The organism is Labrys wisconsinensis (assembly GCF_030814995.1).
Taxonomy (GTDB): Bacteria; Pseudomonadota; Alphaproteobacteria; order Rhizobiales; family Labraceae; genus Labrys; species Labrys wisconsinensis.
Genome location: NZ_JAUSVX010000009.1, coordinates 160,818 through 176,543, shown reverse-complemented (window position 1 = coordinate 176,543; position 15,726 = coordinate 160,818). Strand labels below are relative to the sequence as shown.

The window sequence follows — 15,726 nt, the reverse complement described above, 5'->3', positions numbered from 1 at the left end:
TTTTGCGATCATCCGGGTGGGGCGGCTGCGCCAAGGGCGCGGCCGGGGCTCGGCAGAGCCGGGGGGCTCAGTCGAGGGTGAAGCCGTAGCGTCCGGCGAGCTTGCCGGCCGGCGGGGGCGCGCCGCGCACCCCGTAGATCTTGTTGAAGCGCCCGAGCAGGAAGGTCGAGGGATCGGAGGCGTCGGTGAAGCCGTCGCTCGGCAGGGCGATGTCCTTGCGGTCGACCGCCTTGGCGAGATAGGGCGTGACCATGATCATCAGCTCGGTGTTGTCGCGCTGGTAGTCGCGCGAGCGGAAGAGCTGGCCGAGGATCGGGATGTTCATCAGCCCCGGCGTGCCGTTGACCACCTGCTTGGTGTTCTGCTGGATCATGCCGGCCATGACAAGCGAGGCGCCGGAGGCGAGCTCGACCGTGGTGTCGGCGCGGCTCACGGTGAAGGCGGGGATCACGGCGCCGTCGGTGGTGGTGAAGGTGTTCTTGTCGTCGATGTCGGAGACTTCGGTGGCGACCTTCAGGCTGATGCGGCCCTCGTTCAGCACCACCGGCGTGAAGGTGAGCCCGACGCCGAACTGCTTGTAGGTATAGCCGCTCTGGCAGTTCGCTCCGTTGCTGTCGCAGCTCGAGCTGGTCAGGATGGGATATTCGCCGCCGGCCAGGAACTTGGCGGATTCGCCGGAGATGGCGGTCAGCGTCGGTTCGGCCAGGGCGCGCATGACATTGGCGCGCTCGAAGGCCTGAATCGTTGCATTGAAGTTGGAATTGCCGATCGTGGCCGTGTTGCCGCTGGCGATCGCTCCGGCGAGGCCGAAGGGATTGGAGGTCGAGAAGGAGATGGTGCCGCTGTTGTTGCCGCCGGAAAGGTTGATGCCGAGCTGCTTGAGGACCTGGCGCTGCACCTCGGCCACGGTCACCTTCAGCATGACCTGCTCTCGGGCGCGGATCGAGATGGAGTTGGCGACGGCGCCGTCCTTGCCGAGGAACTGGGAAGCGATGGCCACCGCCCGCGACGCATCGTCGGCGGAATTGACGTAGCCGCTGAGCAGCACGCCCTCGTTGAGCTGGCGCACCACGATCTCGCTGCCGGGCACCGCCTCCTGGATCGCCCGGGCGATCGGGCTGATGTCGCGCTGGACGTTGATGTCGAGCGCGCTCATCTGGTTGCCGGCCAGGTCCATGAACACCAGGGTGGTCTGGCCGACGCCCGCGGCGGTGACGAAGACCTTGCGGGCCGAGCGCACCACCGCGTTGGCGACCTGCGGGTTGGCGACGAACACCTCCTTGGCATCGCGCGGCAGGTCGACGATGATCGACTTGCCGAGGCCGATGTCGACGCGGCGCGTGGTCTCGCCTTCGCCGGCGCCGATGCGCAGATTGGTCTGGGCCGCCGCCGGCGCGGCGGCGAGGCCGCCGGCCAGGAGCGCCGCCGCCAGGATCAGGACCAGGCGCATCGCCCGCCCTTGGCCTCTCCTGTGGTGTCCTTGGGTCAACATGGCTGTCTTCTCCTGGCAAAAGTCGGCCATCCGCGGAAAGCGGCGTCGGCGGCGCGGCGGTGGGGCATGGCTCGGGCGTCCATGACGCCCTTCCAGCGATGCCTTTGCTGGTCATGCGTAGATTGGACCCTCAAAAGGTCAATTTATGGTTAACGAATCGTATCCAGCCCTTCTCTGGATGGCGTCTCAGCTTGGCTGGCGTATCGGATGGTGCCTGTATCTCCGGGCGATGTGGCCAGATGCGAGGAATATTATGCAATTATATGCAATAATATTACCTCATATCTGGATAGTATATGGATGTCATTGCCATTGTATTTTGGATTATATTAAATATTCCTGCAGATTTAACTATATGTATCTTCAATGATACGAAAATATCCGGCTTTAAGCTTCAGAATCTGTGTCAGATTCGCGGTTTATCTGGGCGGTTGCTGGCGCCCTGGCTCAACCCCAAAGCGTGACGCGATGGCTTTTTGTGGGATTTTTTCACACTGTGGTCGTGCGTCTGCGGAAGGCATGGCGGAAAGCCGGCGATTTCATCAGCCACGGGCCGTCGGCGTTGAAACACCGCGAACGCGCGCTGTCCGAACGCGGCATCGGCAGGCGCCCGGGGGAGGGGTGGGGCTATTGCCCCGCCCATTTCGATCGCACCTGCCGGTCATGCACGGCCGGATCGTAGGGCGTGACCGCAAGCTTCAGCGCCCGCGCGTTCAAGCTGCCGATATCGGCGAGCAAAGTGAAAGCGGCGACGATGCGGTCGCGCTGCGCCGAGATCAGGGAGGAGCGGGCGTCCACCAGCGTCTGGCGCTGGTTCAGCACGTCGAGCGTCGTGCGCTGTCCCACCCTCTGTTCGGTCGACACGCCCTGCAGGGCCAGCTCGGCCGCATCGACCTCGGCCTTGGCGGCGTCGATGCTCGCCGCCGTCGCCCCGAACGTCGCCCAGGCGGTGGCGATGTCGGCGCGGGCCTGCTCGCGCGCCTCGTCGAGCTCGGCGTGGCGCTGCGCCAGCACCTCCTTGGCCTGCCGGATCTTGGCGTAGTCCACGCCGCCCGAATAGACCGGCACGGAGGCCGACAGGCCCAGCGACGCGCTCGTCAGCCGGTTGTAGAGGGTGCCGCTGGTGACATAGTCGTGCTGCCGGCTTGCCGACCCCTGGGCGGTCACCGTGGGATAGAGCGCGCTCTCGGCGACCTCAACGTCGGCGGCGGCGACGTCCACCGCATGCTGGGCCGAGAGCACCGAAGGCTGGGCGGCGATGCCCTGTCGCGACGCCTCCGCCAGCGAATGCGGCAGCAGCGCCTCGACGAACGAGGCGGGCTCCACCCGGCTTGGCTGCGAGCCGATCACCTGATGGTAGACGGCGATCGAGGCTTTGAGCTGCGCCTGCGCGGCGAGGAGCTGGGACCGGGCCGACGCGGCGTTGGCCTCGGCCTGGCTGACGTCGGTCTGGGTCTGGTCGCCGGCGACGAAGCGCTGCCGGGTCTCCTTGGTCTGCTCGGTCAGATAGGCCAGGTTGTCGCGCCGCAGCTCCAGCATGGCGGTGTCGCGGAAGACGTTCATGTAGGCCGTCGCCGCATCGAGGAGCACGGTCTGCTCGACGCCGCGCAGCGTCTCCCGCTGCCCGAGCACGCCGGCCTCCGCGGCCGCGACGCTGCCGGCGGTGCGCAGGCCGTCGAACAGCGTCTGGTTGACCTGGAGGCCGACACCGTTCGGCACCAGGCTCTGGCTGGTCGTGCTCGCTCCGGAGACCTTGGTGGAGAGCGAGCCCACGGCGAGGTTGGCGGTGGCCGAGACGGTGGGCCGGTAGCCGGCGAGCGCCTGCGGCACCGTCTCGTCGAAGGCGCGCGCGGCCGCCCGTTGCGCATTCAGCGTCGGATTGGACGCATAGGCCTGCTCGAGGGCGGCCATGAGGGACTGCGCCTGGGCGGGGATGGTGCCGGCAAGGCAGGTCCCCGCGATCAGCAGCGCTCTGAAACGGGATCTCGTCACGCGGCAGGCTCGCTTACCAGCCAGCCCGATGCGGGCAGGCCTGCGCCGCGACCAGTCTCGGTCCGCCGGCCAGTCTCGACATGCCCGATGGGAACCGGTCCGGCACGAGACGTCCCGTGCCGCCGATGCCGATGTCGCAGGGTCTGGTCGGACCGCCGGAGCGGCCGGGCCGCGACCGGAGGAGCCGGTGCAGCAGGCGGGTTGCAAGCGCACGAAACGCACGGATGGCAACCAGCGCCGAAGCGCGTGGACCGGGCGTGATCGCCCGAACCGACGGACACGGGATCATGTCGCCCTCCTGGTCGAAGCACAGAATAGGCGGCGCCGCGCCGGGCCGGGGTTAAGTCATTTTACGATTTGTTTCGGCGTCCGGGGCGGCGCTGACATATCGCAACAAAAAATCACAATTGCAGCGCTGCCTCGCGCCCCGCCGGTCGGTAGAATGGCGCATGTCCGCCGAACAGAACTTCCTGCCACCCGTGCCCTACGCCCTGCCGATGGTCAGGCCGCACATCCTGTGCGTCGAGGACGACGCCGAGATCGCGCAGCTGCTCGCCGATGTGCTGGAGGAGAACGGCCTGTCCGTTTCCTGCGTCGGCTCGGCGGCTGGGATGGACGCGGTGCTCGGGCGCGGCGGCGTCGATCTGGTGGTGCTCGACCTGATGCTCCCAGGAGAGGACGGGCTCAGCATCTGCCGGCGGCTGCGGGCGACGTCCGCCATCCCGATCATCATCGTCACGGCACGCGGCGAGCAGATCGACCGCATCGTCGGCCTGGAGATCGGCGCGGACGACTACGTCTCCAAGCCGTTCAACTCGCGCGAGCTGGTCGCCCGCATCCGGGCACTGCTGCGCCGCGCCGCAGCGCCGCAGCCGGCGACGACGCGCGAGCGCGGCCTCGCCTTCGCGGGTTGGCGCCTCGACCCGGCGGCCCGCGAGCTCCACGACCCCGAGGGGGTGCGGATCTCGCTGACCAGCGTCGAGTTCGACCTGCTGCTCGCCTTCTGCCGCCATCCCGGACGCGTGCTGTCGCGCGAGCAGCTGATCGAGCTGATCCATGGCGGCGCGGCCGGGCCGATCGAGCGCAGCATCGACGTCCATATCAGCCGCATCCGCCAGAAGATCGAGGCGGATCCGCGCGATCCGGTGATGATCAAGACCGTGCGGCTCGGCGGCTATGTCTTCACGCCGGGCGTGGAGACGGCCTGATGCGCCTGGCCGAGCGCCTCGTCCCGCGCAGCATCACCACGCAGATCACCGGCCTGGTCGCGGTCTCGGTGCTGCTCGGCATGATCGTCACGGTGGCGATCGTGGTGCTGCTCTACGGGACGACGCCGCCGGACGATTCGCCGCCGGCCGTGGCCTCGCGCATCGTGCGGATCACCCAGTTCGTCAAGGCGGCCAAGACCCCCGCCGAGGCCGACATCGTGCTCACCGCAGTGCGCAACGCCGGGGTCAGGGTCGACCAGGTCGCCCTGTCGGAGCTCGAACCGCTGCCGGGCGGCGCCGGCTGGCCGTGGTGGACCTGGCCGCTGCTGCAGCAGGTGCGCTCGGCCCCCGGCGTCGAGATCCTCGACCGGCGCTATCCCGCCGGGCCGGCGCAGCAGCTGGTGGTGCGGCGCGACGCCGGTCACGCCCTGGTGTTCGACGCCGCCACCGACGCCTCGCCCTGGCGCCTGTTCCTGACGCCGACGGCGCTGATCCTGACCATCGTCCTGATCTTCGTGCTGCTCCTGTCGATCTATGCGGTGCGCTGGATCATTGCGCCGCTGGCGGCGGTCGCCGCTGCGGCGCAGTCCTTCGGGCGTTCGCCGCAGGACGTGCAGCCGATCGCCGGCGGGGGGCCGCGCGAGATCGCCCAGGTCGCCGATGCGCTCAACGAGATGCGCACCCGCATCGGCGCCCTGCTCGACGACCGCACGCGCATGCTGGCCGCCATCGGCCACGACCTGCGGACGCCGCTGACGCGGCTGAGGCTGCGCTCCGAGCGCGTGCATCAGGACAAGCTGCGCGAGGGCATGCTGGCGGATCTCGCCAATGTCGAGCGCATGCTCGACGAGACGCTGGACTACCTGCGCGAGGACGGCCGGTCCGAGGCCCTGTCCCGCGTCGACCTGCCGAGCCTCCTGCAGACGATCTGCTCGCAATTCGTCGATGTCGGCCATGCCGTGGCCTATCGCGGGCCGGGCAAGCTGGTCTGGACGGTGCAGCCGCGGGCGCTGACCCGCGCCGTCACCAACATCGTCGAGAACGGCGTCAAGCATGCCGGCACGGTCACCGCAACGTTGCGCGGCCGGGCGGACCGGATCGAGATCGAGGTCGCCGACGACGGCCCGGGCATTCCGGCCGAGCTGCGCGAGCGGGTGTTCGAGCCCTTCTTCAAGGCCGACGCGGCCCGCACCCAGGACGGCGGCGGCTTCGGCCTCGGGCTCTCCATCGCCAGGGACATCGTGCAGCGCCATGGCGGCACGATCAGCCTCGCCAACCGCGACCCGCGGGGCCTGAAGGTGCGCATCCATCTGCCGGCCGGCGCCGGCCGGGACTGAGCGGGCCGCCGGCGGGGCGGGCCTCAGCTCTCCACCCGGTCCCAGCCCTTGGGGCCCAGGCGTTCCTGCGGCAGGAAACGGGCCTTGTAGGCCATCTTCTTGGAGCCCTCGACCCAATAGCCGAGATAGACGTAAGGCAGGTCCATCGCCTTGGCGCGGCGGATATGGTCGAGGATCATGAAGGTGCCGACGCTGCGCAGGTGCTGCTCGGGCTCGTAGAAGGAGTAGACCATCGACAGGCCGTCGGCGAGCACGTCCGTCAGCGAGACCGCGATCAGCGGGCCTTCGCCGCGGCGGTTGAGCGGCAGGTCCGGGCCGGACAGGCGGTACTCGATCAGCCGGCTGGTCACGTGCGTGTCCTCCACCATCATGGCGTAGTCGAGCACGGTCATGTCGGCCATGCCGCCATCGGCGTGGCGAGCGTCGAGATAGGCGCGGAAGGTGGAATATTGCTCGGAGGTCGGCGTCGGCGTCCGCATGTCCGAGACCACGTCGGCATTGTCGCGCAGGGTGCGGCGGAAGGTGCGGCTCCAGACGAAGTCCGCCACCGGCACGCGCACGGACACGCAGGCCCGGCAGCTCTCGCAGGCCGGGCGATAGGCGATGGTCTGGGAGCGGCGGAAGCCGCCATGGGTGAGCAGGTCGTTGAGCCGCACCGCCCGCTCGCCCACCAGATGGGTGAACACCTTCCGTTCCTGCTTGCCCTTGATGTAGGGGCAGGGAGTCGGCGCCGTCAGGTAGAACTGCGGCGAGTCGCGGATTTCGATGCTCAAAAGCGGTCTCCGCCGATGATCGAGGAGCGTAACACTGCCTGCCTCGCGCCGGAAGATGCAAGGTGGATATGCCGCAGGATGCCCCCCGCTTTCCGGCCTCTAGACCTGCCGCGGCCGATCGTCGCCGAGGCCGAAGATGCCGCCGGGCCGCAGGGTGAGGACGATGGAGAGCAGCGACAGCACCGCCAGGTCGCGGTGCTCGATCGGCAGATAGGCGGACCAGAAGGCTTCGAACAGGCCGATGGCGAGGCCTCCGAGCAGCGCCCCGCCGATCGAGCCGATGCCGCCGACCACGGCGGCGACCAGCGCCTTGAGGCCGATCATCGTGCCGGCGGCAAAGCCGGCGCCGCCGTAATAGACGGTCATGATGAAGCCGGCCGCCCCGGCCAGGCCCGTGGCCAGCATGAAGGTCTGGCCGAGCATGGCCTTGGGCGAGATGCCCATCAGGCCGGCCATGCCGGCATCGTCCGCGGTGGCGCGCCAGCGCCGGCCGAAGCCGCTGAGGCGCATGAGGAGGACGAGGGCGAGCGCCAGGACCGTGGTGAAGCCGGCGACGATCAGCTGCATCGGCGTCACCGTGGCGGTGAAGTCCGGCGAGCCGGCGAGCGGGAGGGCGGCGGTGAGCAGCGGCGGGATCCAGCGGTTCTCGGCCCCCTGGGTGAGCCGCATGTAGTCCTGCAGCACGATGGCGAGCGCCAGCGTCGCCACCAGGATGCTCTGGCCGCGGCCGAAGGCGAGCGGGGTGAAGACCAGCCGCTCGATGGCGAGGCCGTGCAGGACGGACATGCCGATGCCCAGGGCGGCGGCGGCGAAGAGGCCTGATATCACCGAGGTGAAGCCGGCCTGGGTGGCGAGCACCGCGCCGATGACCGCGCCGTAGGCGCCGAGCGCCGCCAATTCGCCGAAGGCGAGGTTGATGCGCCCGACGAGGCCGTAGATCAGGGCATAGGCGACGGCGATCAGCATCATCATCGCGGTGGAGGGCAGGGCGTTGGCGAGCGCCTGGACGAGATAGGCGATGCCGGTCGACGCCACGATCAGCGGCGGCGCGGCGAGCCCCGGCCCGGGATCGGCCGCGGTGGCGAGCGCCGTCTTCTCCAGCCAGTAGCGGTTGAGGATGTGCAGCTTGATCGGCGAATAGGGCCCCTCCTCGGTGGCGAAGCGGGCAAGGACATTGCGGTCGAGGTCGATGCCCTCGGCGGCGAAGCCGCAGAGCACGAAGCGGTCCTGCTCGATGCCGCCCTGCTCGACGCGATAGGCGAGGCGCACCGCATAGGGCGCCGGGGCAGGGTCGACGCGCAGCACCGTGATCGCCGTGGCGTCCGGGTTGACCGCCGGCAGCGTCTGCCGGCAGACCCTGACCTGGTCGCCGTCGAGCACCATGCCGCAGGCCGTGAGGGCAAGGGCGAGGATCAGGGCGGCGAGGAGGAGCAGGGGGCGCGGCATCGGCGGGGAGGTCGGGGCATCGTTGCGGAGTAATGAAGTCGAGGCAGGCGCGAAACCCCTCTCCCTCGGGGAGAGGGGCAGGGGTGAGGGACTAGACCTTGCCGGAGAGGGTAAAGCTCTTTGCGGCTCGTTGCTTGGGGCGGTACTTTCTTGGGGACACGTCTAGACCCTCACCCCTGCCCCTCTCCCGGCCGGGAGAGCGGGTTGCAGACGTTGCGCTTGAAGCATTTATTCGCGTGGAGGCCTAGAGAGGATTTGTGGATTCTACTCCACCGCCTCGGCCCGCGGCCTGAGCCGGGCCCGCAGCGCCTTCTGCTTGGCGCGGTTGCCGCAGACCTCCATCTCGCACCAGCGGCGGCTCTTGTTCTTGGTGACGTCGAAGAACAGCCATCCGCAATGCTCGCCCTGGCACTGCTTGATGCGCGAGAGGTCGGACTGGGTGAGCAAGGTCAATGCCGACAGGGTCACCGGGCCGAGGATCGCCTCGGCCGGTCCGTCGGCGGCGGCCCAGGCCCAGACGAAGCCGCCCTGGTGCGGCGTCAGCCGGGCCCGGGTCAGGCAGGCGGCGTGCTCGGCGGTGAGCCGGTCGCGGTCCTCGGCCGTGGGCTCGCCGCCGGCGGCGATGACGGCGCCGGTGCGGTGTATGGTCTCGCGCAGCTCCAGTGCCCGGGCCAGCAGGCGGTCGGCCAAGGCCGTGTCCGCGGCAAGCATCTGTTTTGCCACGTCCCCGTCCCCCGGGGCGAGGACACGGGCGTGGCGGGCCCAGACCACGACGTCGGCGCCGCAGCGCAGATGGTCCTGCTGGCTCTCATGGCCGCGCCCGGAGGCGGTGTTGGTGAAGTCGAAGGCGATCTCGCTGCCGATCAGCGGCAGCGAACCGGCGCGGGACGGGGCGGGCTGGATCATGCGGGCGTTACCTAAGGTGCTATCCGAGGATAAGTGAGGCGGTTCGTCATGGCCGGGACGAGCCCGGCCATGACGACGGAAAGCGCAGCGCATTTGTCTGGACACGCTCACTAACCACCAAAAATGCTATTGCCAGTTATTGCGCCCTTTGCAAAGCTGCGCAACGTCAACCGTCAATCGCGGTTATGGAGGTTATCATGGCTTCTCTCCCTCGTCTCGCTGCGATCGGCGCGGCGACGCTCGGCCTTGTCCTCGCGCTCGCCGGCGGCGCCGAAGCGCAGATCAGGATGGGCGTCGCCGGCCCGATCACCGGCGCCAATGCGGCCTTCGGCGCCCAGCTCAAGAACGGCACCGAGCAGGCGGTCGCCGACATCAACGCCAAGGGCGGCATCCTCGGCCAGCAGATCGTGCTGGAGACCGGCGACGACGTCTCCGATCCCAAGCAGGGCGTCTCGGTCGCGAACAAGTTCGTCGGCGACGGCGTGACCCTGGTGGTGGGCCACTTCAACTCGGGCGTGACCATCCCGGCCTCCGAAGTCTATGCCGAGAACGGCATCCTGTTCATCACGCCGGCCGCCACCAACCCGAAGGTGACGGAGCGCGGCCTGTGGAACGCCTTCCGCACCTGCGGCCGCGACGACCAGCAGGGCAAGCTCTGGGCCGACTACGCCGTGCAGCACTATGCCGGCAAGAAGATCGCCGTCGTGCACGACAAGACCACTTACGGCCAGGGCCTGGCCGACGCCGCCAAGGGCTATCTCAACGCCGACGGCGTCAAGGAAGTGCTGTACGAGGGCGTCAACACCGGCGAGAAGGACTATTCGGCCCTGGTCTCCAAGATCAAGGCGTCGGGCGCCGACGTCCTGATGTGGGGCGGCCTGCACACCGAAGGCGGCCTGATCGTGCGCCAGATGCGCGACCAGGGCCTCAAGACCGTGATGATGTCCGGCGACGGCATCACCTCCGACGAGTTCGCGGTGATCGGCGGCGACGGCGTCATCGGCACCAAGATGTCGTTCGGCGCCGACGCCCGCAAGAATCCGGCGGCGGCCGACGCGGTCAAGGCCTTCCAGGCCAAGGGCTTCAATCCCGAGGGCTACACGCTCTATTCCTATGCCGCGGTACAGATCATGGCGCAGGCGGCGGAAGAGGCGAAGTCGACCGACGCCCAGAAGATCGCCGCGGTGATGCATTCGGGCAAGGTGTTCAAGACCGTGCTCGGCGACATCGCCTATGACAAGAAGGGCGACCGCACCACCGCCGACTACGTCATGTACACCTGGAAGAAGGGCGACGACGGCAAGGTGACCTATTTCGCCGACTGAGATCCGACCTTGCCGATGCGGCGGCGGCCCGCCACTCTGAGCCGGATTCGACCGGAGTCCGGCTCATGACCCAGCCCGCCAGCAAGCCCCGCATCGCCATCACCTATTGCACCCAGTGCCAATGGCTGCTGCGCTCGGCCTGGATGGCGCAGGAGCTGCTCTCGACCTTCGGCCCCGATCTCGGCGAGGTGGCGCTGATCCCGGCGACCGGCGGCGCCTTTCAGATCGACTATGACGGCCAGACCATCTGGGAGCGCAAGCGCGACGGCGGCTTCCCCGATTCCCGCGCGCTGAAGCAGCTCGTGCGCGACCGCCTCGACCCCGGGCGGGACCTCGGCCATGTCGACCGGTCGCGGGGAACGGGGGAGGGATGATCCCGGGAAAATTCGCCGGCAAACGATCCGGCCGAGAGCGGGGATGGTCCAGGTCGGGTCACGCCGAACTCACGGACTAGTGAAAGCAGGGCCGTAACGGGCCCGGCGGAGCCTCCGAAGTTCCAGTGCGCGTCGAAACGGCGCGTCGAGGAACTCAACCGGAGAGAATCATGTCCGCCAAGTCCACCGCGAGCTGCCTCCTGCTGGCCGGCGCCCTGACCACCGCGCTCGCCACGCTTGCCGCCGCTGCCCCCCTGACCAAGGCCGAAGCCGACGCGGCACTCTCCGCCGGCAAGCAGAAGTGCTTCGGCGTGGCCCTGAAGGGCCAGAACGACTGCGCCGCCGGCCCCGGCACCACCTGCCAGGGCACGTCGACCGTCGATTTCCAGGGCAATTCCTGGAAGTTCGTCCAGGGCGGCACGTGCGAGTCGATCGTCTTGCCGAACGGCAAGCACGGCTCGCTGACGGCGCTCTGATCCCCGACGTCCCCCCACGATCGCCGGAAAGCGGAGACATGCCATGAGCGCAAACGCCAGCCCAGCCGCGTTCGCGGCGCCGTCCCTCCGCTTTCCGGCGCATCCAGTGGCCGGGCTCGCCCCGCTCGCCGGCACGAGCTTCAAGCACGAGCACCTCCCCGCGATCCTGGCCGACGGGATGCCGAGAGGCTTCTTCGAGGTGCATGCGGAGAATTACATGGGCGCCGGCGGTCCGCCGCATCGCGCGCTGGAGACCATCCGCCGCGACAGCCCCGTCTCGCTGCATGGCGTGTGCATGTCGATCGGCGGCCCGCAGCCGCTCGACGCGGCCCATCTCGAGCGCTTCCGCCGCCTGGTCGAGCGCTACGAGCCGGCGCTGGTCTCCGAGCATCTCGCCTGGTCGACGCACGAGACCACCTATTTCAACGATCTCCTGCCGCTGCCCTATACCGCGGCGACGCTGGCGCGCGTCTGCGACCACGTCGACGCGGTTCAGGACGCGATCCGCCGTCCGATGCTGCTCGAGAACCCGTCGACCTATGTCCTGTTTCGCGAGTCGACGATGAGCGAGACCGACTTCATCCGGGCCGTCGCCCGGCGCACCGGATGCGGCCTGCTGCTCGACGTCAACAACGTCTTCGTCTCCGCCACCAACCACGGCTTTTCCGCCCTCGACTATCTCGCCGATTTCCCGCTGGCGCGCGTCGGGGAGATCCATCTGGCCGGCCATGCCGAGCAGGCGGACGACGAGGGCGACCTGCTTCTGATCGACAGCCACGACGGCCCGGTCGCGGACGCGGTGTGGAAGCTCTTCGAGATCGTGACCGCCCGATGCGGGCCGGTGCCGACCCTGGTCGAGTGGGACAGCAACATCCCCGACTGGCCGATCCTGCGAGCCGAGGCGAGCGCCGCGCAGGCGATCCTCGATCGCCACGCGGCGCACGCCTCGCGGAGCCAGAGCCATGCTGCCTGATCATGCCGGGCGCGGTCACGCGGCCTATGCGGCGGAATTCTCGTCGGCCCTGGCCGATCCCGCCCGGGGAACGCCCTCGCTCGTCGCCGGTCCGAACGGCAAGGCGGCGGTCAGGCGCTACAACGTCTACCGCAACAACGTCACGGTCAGCCTCGTCGATGCCCTGGCGGCCATCTATCCCGCCGTGCGGCGCATCACCGGCGAAACGTTCTTCCGCGCGATGGCGCGCTTCCATGTGCGCGAGACCCCGCCGAGCTCCCCGCTCCTGTTCGAGTATGGCCGCGCCTTCCCCGCCTTCATCGAGCGATACGAGCACGCGCAGGCCATGCCCTGGCTGGCCGATACGGCCCGCGTCGAGCGGGCATGGCTCGACGCCTATCATGCGGCGGACGCCGAGCCGCTTTCGCCAGGCGCGCTCGCCGGCGTGCCGCCGGAGCGGCTGGCCGATCTGGCCTTCACGCCGCATCCGGCAACGCGGATCGTCCGGTCGCGCTACGCCGCCGCGACCATCTTCGCGGCCAACCGCACCATGGACCCCGTCGGCCGGATCGAGGCCGCCGAGGCCGAGGATGCGCTGGTCACCAGACCGGACGCCGACGTCGTCGTGCGCCGGCTGCCCCTCGGGGGCGCCGCCTTCCTGACCCGGCTCGCCGAGGGCGAGCCGCTCGGCGCGGCGGTCGCAGCCGTCCAGGCGCTGCATGCCGGCTTCGACCTGCCGCTCAACCTGGCCGGCATGATCGAGGCCGGAGCCTTGACCGCGATCCGCATTGGAGAACCGTCATGATGATGATGACCGCGAACGGGGGAACCGTCGCCGGGCGGACCGCCGAAGTCCTGGAACGGGCGATCGGGATCATCCGCGGGATCGCCCAGCCATCCCTCGTGCAGCTCGTCCTGCGCGTCGCGCTGGCCGTTCCGTTCTGGAAATCGGGAACCCTCAAATGGGCCGGCTTCCTGCAGCTGAACGATACGGCGATCTATCTCTTCAGCGACGAGTTCCAGCTGCACCTGCCCGGCGGGCCCTATCCGTTCCCGGCGCCGGCCGTCATGGCCTTCCTGTCGGGGTCGGCGGAGATCGTCTTTCCCGTGCTGCTGGTCCTCGGCCTCGCCACCCGCTTCGCCGCCCTCGGGCTGCTGGTCATGACCGCCATCGTCGAGCTGACCGTGCCGGAGGGCTGGCCGATCCATCTCACCTGGGCCGCGATGGCGCTCGGCATCATGGCCTGGGGGCCGGGGCGCGTGTCCCTCGATGCCGCGATCGCCAGGATCGGACGCGCTCTCGCCGGACGCTGACGCGCACCATCCCGGCGCGGCACGACGCAGCGCCGGGCGGCCTCCTGCCTCCCTCAGCCCTTCTTCAGCTTCTCCGCCACCCGCGGCGCGAAATAGGTCAGGATGCCGTCGGCGCCGGCGCGCTTGAAGGCGTAGAGGCTCTCGATCATCGCCTTGTCGCCGTCGATCCAGCCGTTCTGCGCCGCGGCCATGATCATCGAATATTCGCCCGAGACCTGGTAGGCGAAGGTCGGGCGGCCGAAGGTGGCCTTGAGGCGCGCCACCACGTCGAGATAGGGCAGCCCGGGCTTGACCATGATCATGTCGGCGCCCTCGGCGAGGTCGAGCTCGGCCTCGCGCACCGCCTCGTCCGAATTGGCATAGTCCATCTGGTAGGTGCGCTTGTCGCCCTGCAGCGTCACCGCGGTGCCGATCGCCTCGCGGAACGGCCCGTAGAAGGCGGACGCGTATTTGGCGGTGTAGGCCATGATCTGCACGTCGGCGAAGCCGGCGGCGTCGAGCGCCTCGCGGATGGCGCCGACCCGCCCGTCCATCATGTCGGAGGGCGCGACGATGTCGGCGCCGGCCGCGGCATGGGTCAGGGCCTGGCGCACCAGCAGCGCCACCGTCTCGTCATTGAGGATGACGCCGTCCTCCAGCACGCCGTCATGGCCGTGCGAGGTGTAGGGGTCGAGCGCCACGTCGGTGAGGATGCCGATGGCGGGCACCGCCGCCTTGATGGCGCGGCAGGCCCGGGCCACCAGGTTCTGGGCATTCAGGGCCTCGCTGCCGGTGGGATCGCGCAGCGCCGGATCGGTATAGGGAAAGAGCGCGATCACCGGGATGTCGAGCGCGGCCGCCCGCTCGGCCTCCGCCACGGCCCGATCGACGGTCAGCCGCTCGACCCCGGGCATCGCCGCGATCGGCACGCAATCCGTGCCCTCGGTCAGGAAGATCGGCCAGATCAGGTCGTCGACGGTGAGGGTGTTCTCGCGCACCAGACGGCGGGCCCAGTCGCTCTTGCGGTTGCGCCGGGGCCGCTCGGTGAGGGAGAGGCGAGGGGACTCGGCCGGCCGTGCTTTCGCGTCGGGACGCTCGAAGGGAGTGATGCGCGAGACCATGCCGTCCTCATGCCAGTCGGATTGACGAAGAGCATCATATTCGAACCGTTCCAGACATGCAGCCGCTTTGCATGTGCGCGGTGTCGCATGACGGCGCCGCGCGGCAGGCATGGCGCCTGCGAGCCTCGACGGCACCGCCGCCGCCCTGTAGCGTGCCGAAACTTTGCGGGACGCCCGGGCCGGCCTTATGGATGCGCCGGATGCTGCGCGTGGAGATTCGATGAGCGACACCGAGACCGAGGCTTCCGGCGCCGCCTGGGGCGAATATCTCGTCTGGTTCATGCGCGCTCTCGCCGTGCTGTGGCTGGCCAAGGGGCTGATGCACTGGTCGATCGTGCTCGGCATCGGCGAGGGCGAGGAGACGCGCTTCCTGGCCATGCCGGCCATGACCCAGTCGGCGACCGTGTTCTTCGCGGTGTTCGACCTCGTCGCCGCGGTCGGCCTGTGGATGGCCTCGGCCTGGGGCGGGGTGATCTGGCTGATCGCCGCCCTGGCCCATCTCCTGCTGATCCTGTTCATGCCCGAGATCTTCGGACCCCAGCGCCCCTTCGCCGTGATCGTCGCCGTGCTGGTGGCGATCTATCTCGGCCTGACCTTCCTGGCCGCCCGCGCCGAGGCGGCGGAGTAGGCCCGGGCCGGAGCAGGGTCTCCCGACCCCGCTTACGCTTTGGACCGGGGCAGGGTCTTCCGACCCTGCTTAGACTTTGGAATTGTGAATTATCTCAAAGTTTTAGCAGAATTTTCGGATTGAAGTCGTGAACCGACCCGAAAAATCCTGGCTGGCAGGCCGGGGCCGACGGTGCCCGGCATAAACCACTTTTTCGGGTATCGGGCCTGCCGGCCCGCCGCCGGCGTTCCCGACGGGGGGCGCCCGCGGCCGCGGCGGACGGCTCTCGATCCCACGCGCCGGCGACAGGGGACGCCATGCCGTGCCGTCCGGCGGAACGGTCCGCCTCGCACCCGGCCTGCCGCCATCTCCTTGGCAGCACGGCGGTTTCCCGGGCTCGTCCGCCGCCCGCCGGGCCGGCGAT

At 69.1% G+C, this 15,726-nt stretch carries 15 protein-coding genes; 9 read left to right on the top strand and 6 right to left on the bottom strand.

Features of this window, described 5'->3' with window-relative positions; translation table 11 throughout:
* Positions 1-67: 67 nt before the first annotated feature.
* Positions 68-1,492 (bottom strand): type II and III secretion system protein family protein, encoded by a 1,425-nt coding sequence (locus QO011_RS22915; protein ID WP_307276974.1) that lies wholly within the window; start codon positions 1,490-1,492, stop codon positions 68-70.
* Positions 1,493-2,119: 627 nt separating this feature from the next.
* Entirely contained in the window at positions 2,120-3,484 is a 1,365-nt protein-coding gene (locus QO011_RS22910) for a TolC family outer membrane protein (protein ID WP_307276972.1), read from the bottom strand.
* Between the two features lie 497 nt (positions 3,485-3,981).
* Here QO011_RS22910 and QO011_RS22905 point away from each other — a divergent pair, with 497 nt between their 5' ends.
* Together QO011_RS22905 and QO011_RS22900 are read left to right on the top strand one after the other, a co-directional pair.
* Entirely contained in the window at positions 3,982-4,692 is a 711-nt protein-coding gene (locus tag QO011_RS22905; protein ID WP_307277388.1) for a response regulator, read from the top strand.
* The gene (locus QO011_RS22900) at positions 4,692-6,029 is read left to right on the top strand and encodes a sensor histidine kinase (protein ID WP_307276969.1); all 1,338 of its coding nucleotides are present in this window, start codon (positions 4,692-4,694) and stop codon (positions 6,027-6,029) included. The genes QO011_RS22905 and QO011_RS22900 overlap by 1 nt, the downstream gene beginning before the upstream one ends.
* Before the next feature lie 23 nt (positions 6,030-6,052).
* On the opposite strand, the gene QO011_RS22895 is transcribed toward QO011_RS22900, so the two are convergent.
* The 3 genes from QO011_RS22895 to QO011_RS22885 all read right to left on the bottom strand — a co-directional run bounded on the left by QO011_RS22895 (position 6,053) and on the right by QO011_RS22885 (position 9,154).
* Positions 6,053-6,802, bottom strand: coding sequence for an arginyltransferase (locus QO011_RS22895; RefSeq protein ID WP_307276967.1), 750 nt, complete (start codon positions 6,800-6,802; stop codon positions 6,053-6,055).
* A 99-nt stretch (positions 6,803-6,901) separates the two neighbouring features.
* On the bottom strand, positions 6,902-8,248 hold the full coding sequence (locus QO011_RS22890) for a branched-chain amino acid ABC transporter permease (RefSeq protein ID WP_307276964.1): 1,347 nt from the start codon (positions 8,246-8,248) through the stop codon (positions 6,902-6,904).
* A gap of 264 nt (positions 8,249-8,512) precedes the next feature.
* Positions 8,513-9,154, bottom strand: coding sequence for a CGNR zinc finger domain-containing protein (locus QO011_RS22885; protein ID WP_307276961.1), 642 nt, complete (start codon positions 9,152-9,154; stop codon positions 8,513-8,515).
* Positions 9,155-9,351: 197 nt separating this feature from the next.
* Between QO011_RS22885 and QO011_RS22880 the strand changes: the two genes are divergently transcribed.
* The 6 genes from QO011_RS22880 to QO011_RS22855 all read left to right on the top strand — a co-directional run bounded on the left by QO011_RS22880 (position 9,352) and on the right by QO011_RS22855 (position 13,595).
* Positions 9,352-10,479 carry a branched-chain amino acid ABC transporter substrate-binding protein gene (locus tag QO011_RS22880; RefSeq protein ID WP_307276958.1) on the top strand — a complete coding sequence of 376 codons (1,128 nt, stop codon included), beginning with the start codon at positions 9,352-9,354 and terminating at the stop codon, positions 10,477-10,479.
* A gap of 65 nt (positions 10,480-10,544) precedes the next feature.
* Entirely contained in the window at positions 10,545-10,853 is a 309-nt protein-coding gene (locus tag QO011_RS22875) for an Rdx family protein (RefSeq protein ID WP_307276955.1), read from the top strand.
* Between the two features lie 170 nt (positions 10,854-11,023).
* A complete protein-coding gene (locus QO011_RS22870; RefSeq protein ID WP_307276952.1) occupies positions 11,024-11,329 on the top strand; it encodes a BufA1 family periplasmic bufferin-type metallophore in 306 nt (101 codons plus the stop codon).
* Between the two features lie 43 nt (positions 11,330-11,372).
* Positions 11,373-12,302: an MNIO family bufferin maturase gene (bufB, locus tag QO011_RS22865; RefSeq protein ID WP_307276951.1), complete on the top strand. Its 930-nt coding sequence runs from the start codon at positions 11,373-11,375 to the stop codon at positions 12,300-12,302.
* Positions 12,292-13,086 (top strand): HvfC/BufC N-terminal domain-containing protein, encoded by a 795-nt coding sequence (locus QO011_RS22860; RefSeq protein WP_307276948.1) that lies wholly within the window; start codon positions 12,292-12,294, stop codon positions 13,084-13,086. Before bufB ends, QO011_RS22860 begins: the two co-directional genes overlap by 11 nt.
* Complete coding sequence (locus QO011_RS22855; protein ID WP_370882002.1) at positions 13,086-13,595, top strand: DoxX family protein; 510 nt, start codon at positions 13,086-13,088, stop codon at positions 13,593-13,595. The genes QO011_RS22860 and QO011_RS22855 overlap by 1 nt, the downstream gene beginning before the upstream one ends.
* A gap of 53 nt (positions 13,596-13,648) precedes the next feature.
* Here the strand turns inward: QO011_RS22855 and hemB are convergent, their stop codons facing one another.
* Positions 13,649-14,695: a porphobilinogen synthase gene (hemB, locus tag QO011_RS22850; protein WP_307276942.1), complete on the bottom strand. Its 1,047-nt coding sequence runs from the start codon at positions 14,693-14,695 to the stop codon at positions 13,649-13,651.
* Positions 14,696-14,915: 220 nt separating this feature from the next.
* Here hemB and QO011_RS22845 point away from each other — a divergent pair, with 220 nt between their 5' ends.
* Positions 14,916-15,323, top strand: a complete 408-nt coding sequence (locus QO011_RS22845; protein ID WP_307276940.1) for a DUF6163 family protein — start codon at positions 14,916-14,918, stop codon at positions 15,321-15,323.
* The last annotated feature ends 403 nt before the right edge of the window (positions 15,324-15,726 follow it).

Bases quoted from the DNA above. Each gene is read 5' to 3' on its own strand.
- QO011_RS22880 (WP_307276958.1), top strand. From the start codon at position 9,352: ATGGCTTCTCTCCCTCGTCTCGCTGCGATCGGCGCGGCGACGCTCGGC.
- QO011_RS22900 (WP_307276969.1), top strand. From the start codon at position 4,692: ATGCGCCTGGCCGAGCGCCTCGTCCCGCGCAGCATCACCACGCAGATC.
- QO011_RS22855 (WP_370882002.1), top strand. From the start codon at position 13,086: ATGATGATGACCGCGAACGGGGGAACCGTCGCCGGGCGGACCGCCGAA.
- QO011_RS22905 (WP_307277388.1), top strand. From the start codon at position 3,982: ATGGTCAGGCCGCACATCCTGTGCGTCGAGGACGACGCCGAGATCGCG.
- QO011_RS22890 (WP_307276964.1), bottom strand. From the start codon at position 8,248: ATGCCGCGCCCCCTGCTCCTCCTCGCCGCCCTGATCCTCGCCCTTGCC.
- hemB (WP_307276942.1), bottom strand. From the start codon at position 14,695: ATGGTCTCGCGCATCACTCCCTTCGAGCGTCCCGACGCGAAAGCACGG.
- QO011_RS22915 (WP_307276974.1), bottom strand. From the start codon at position 1,492: ATGTTGACCCAAGGACACCACAGGAGAGGCCAAGGGCGGGCGATGCGC.
- bufB (WP_307276951.1), top strand. From the start codon at position 11,373: ATGAGCGCAAACGCCAGCCCAGCCGCGTTCGCGGCGCCGTCCCTCCGC.
- QO011_RS22860 (WP_307276948.1), top strand. From the start codon at position 12,292: ATGCTGCCTGATCATGCCGGGCGCGGTCACGCGGCCTATGCGGCGGAA.
- QO011_RS22885 (WP_307276961.1), bottom strand. From the start codon at position 9,154: ATGATCCAGCCCGCCCCGTCCCGCGCCGGTTCGCTGCCGCTGATCGGC.
- QO011_RS22845 (WP_307276940.1), top strand. From the start codon at position 14,916: ATGAGCGACACCGAGACCGAGGCTTCCGGCGCCGCCTGGGGCGAATAT.
- QO011_RS22875 (WP_307276955.1), top strand. From the start codon at position 10,545: ATGACCCAGCCCGCCAGCAAGCCCCGCATCGCCATCACCTATTGCACC.
- QO011_RS22870 (WP_307276952.1), top strand. From the start codon at position 11,024: ATGTCCGCCAAGTCCACCGCGAGCTGCCTCCTGCTGGCCGGCGCCCTG.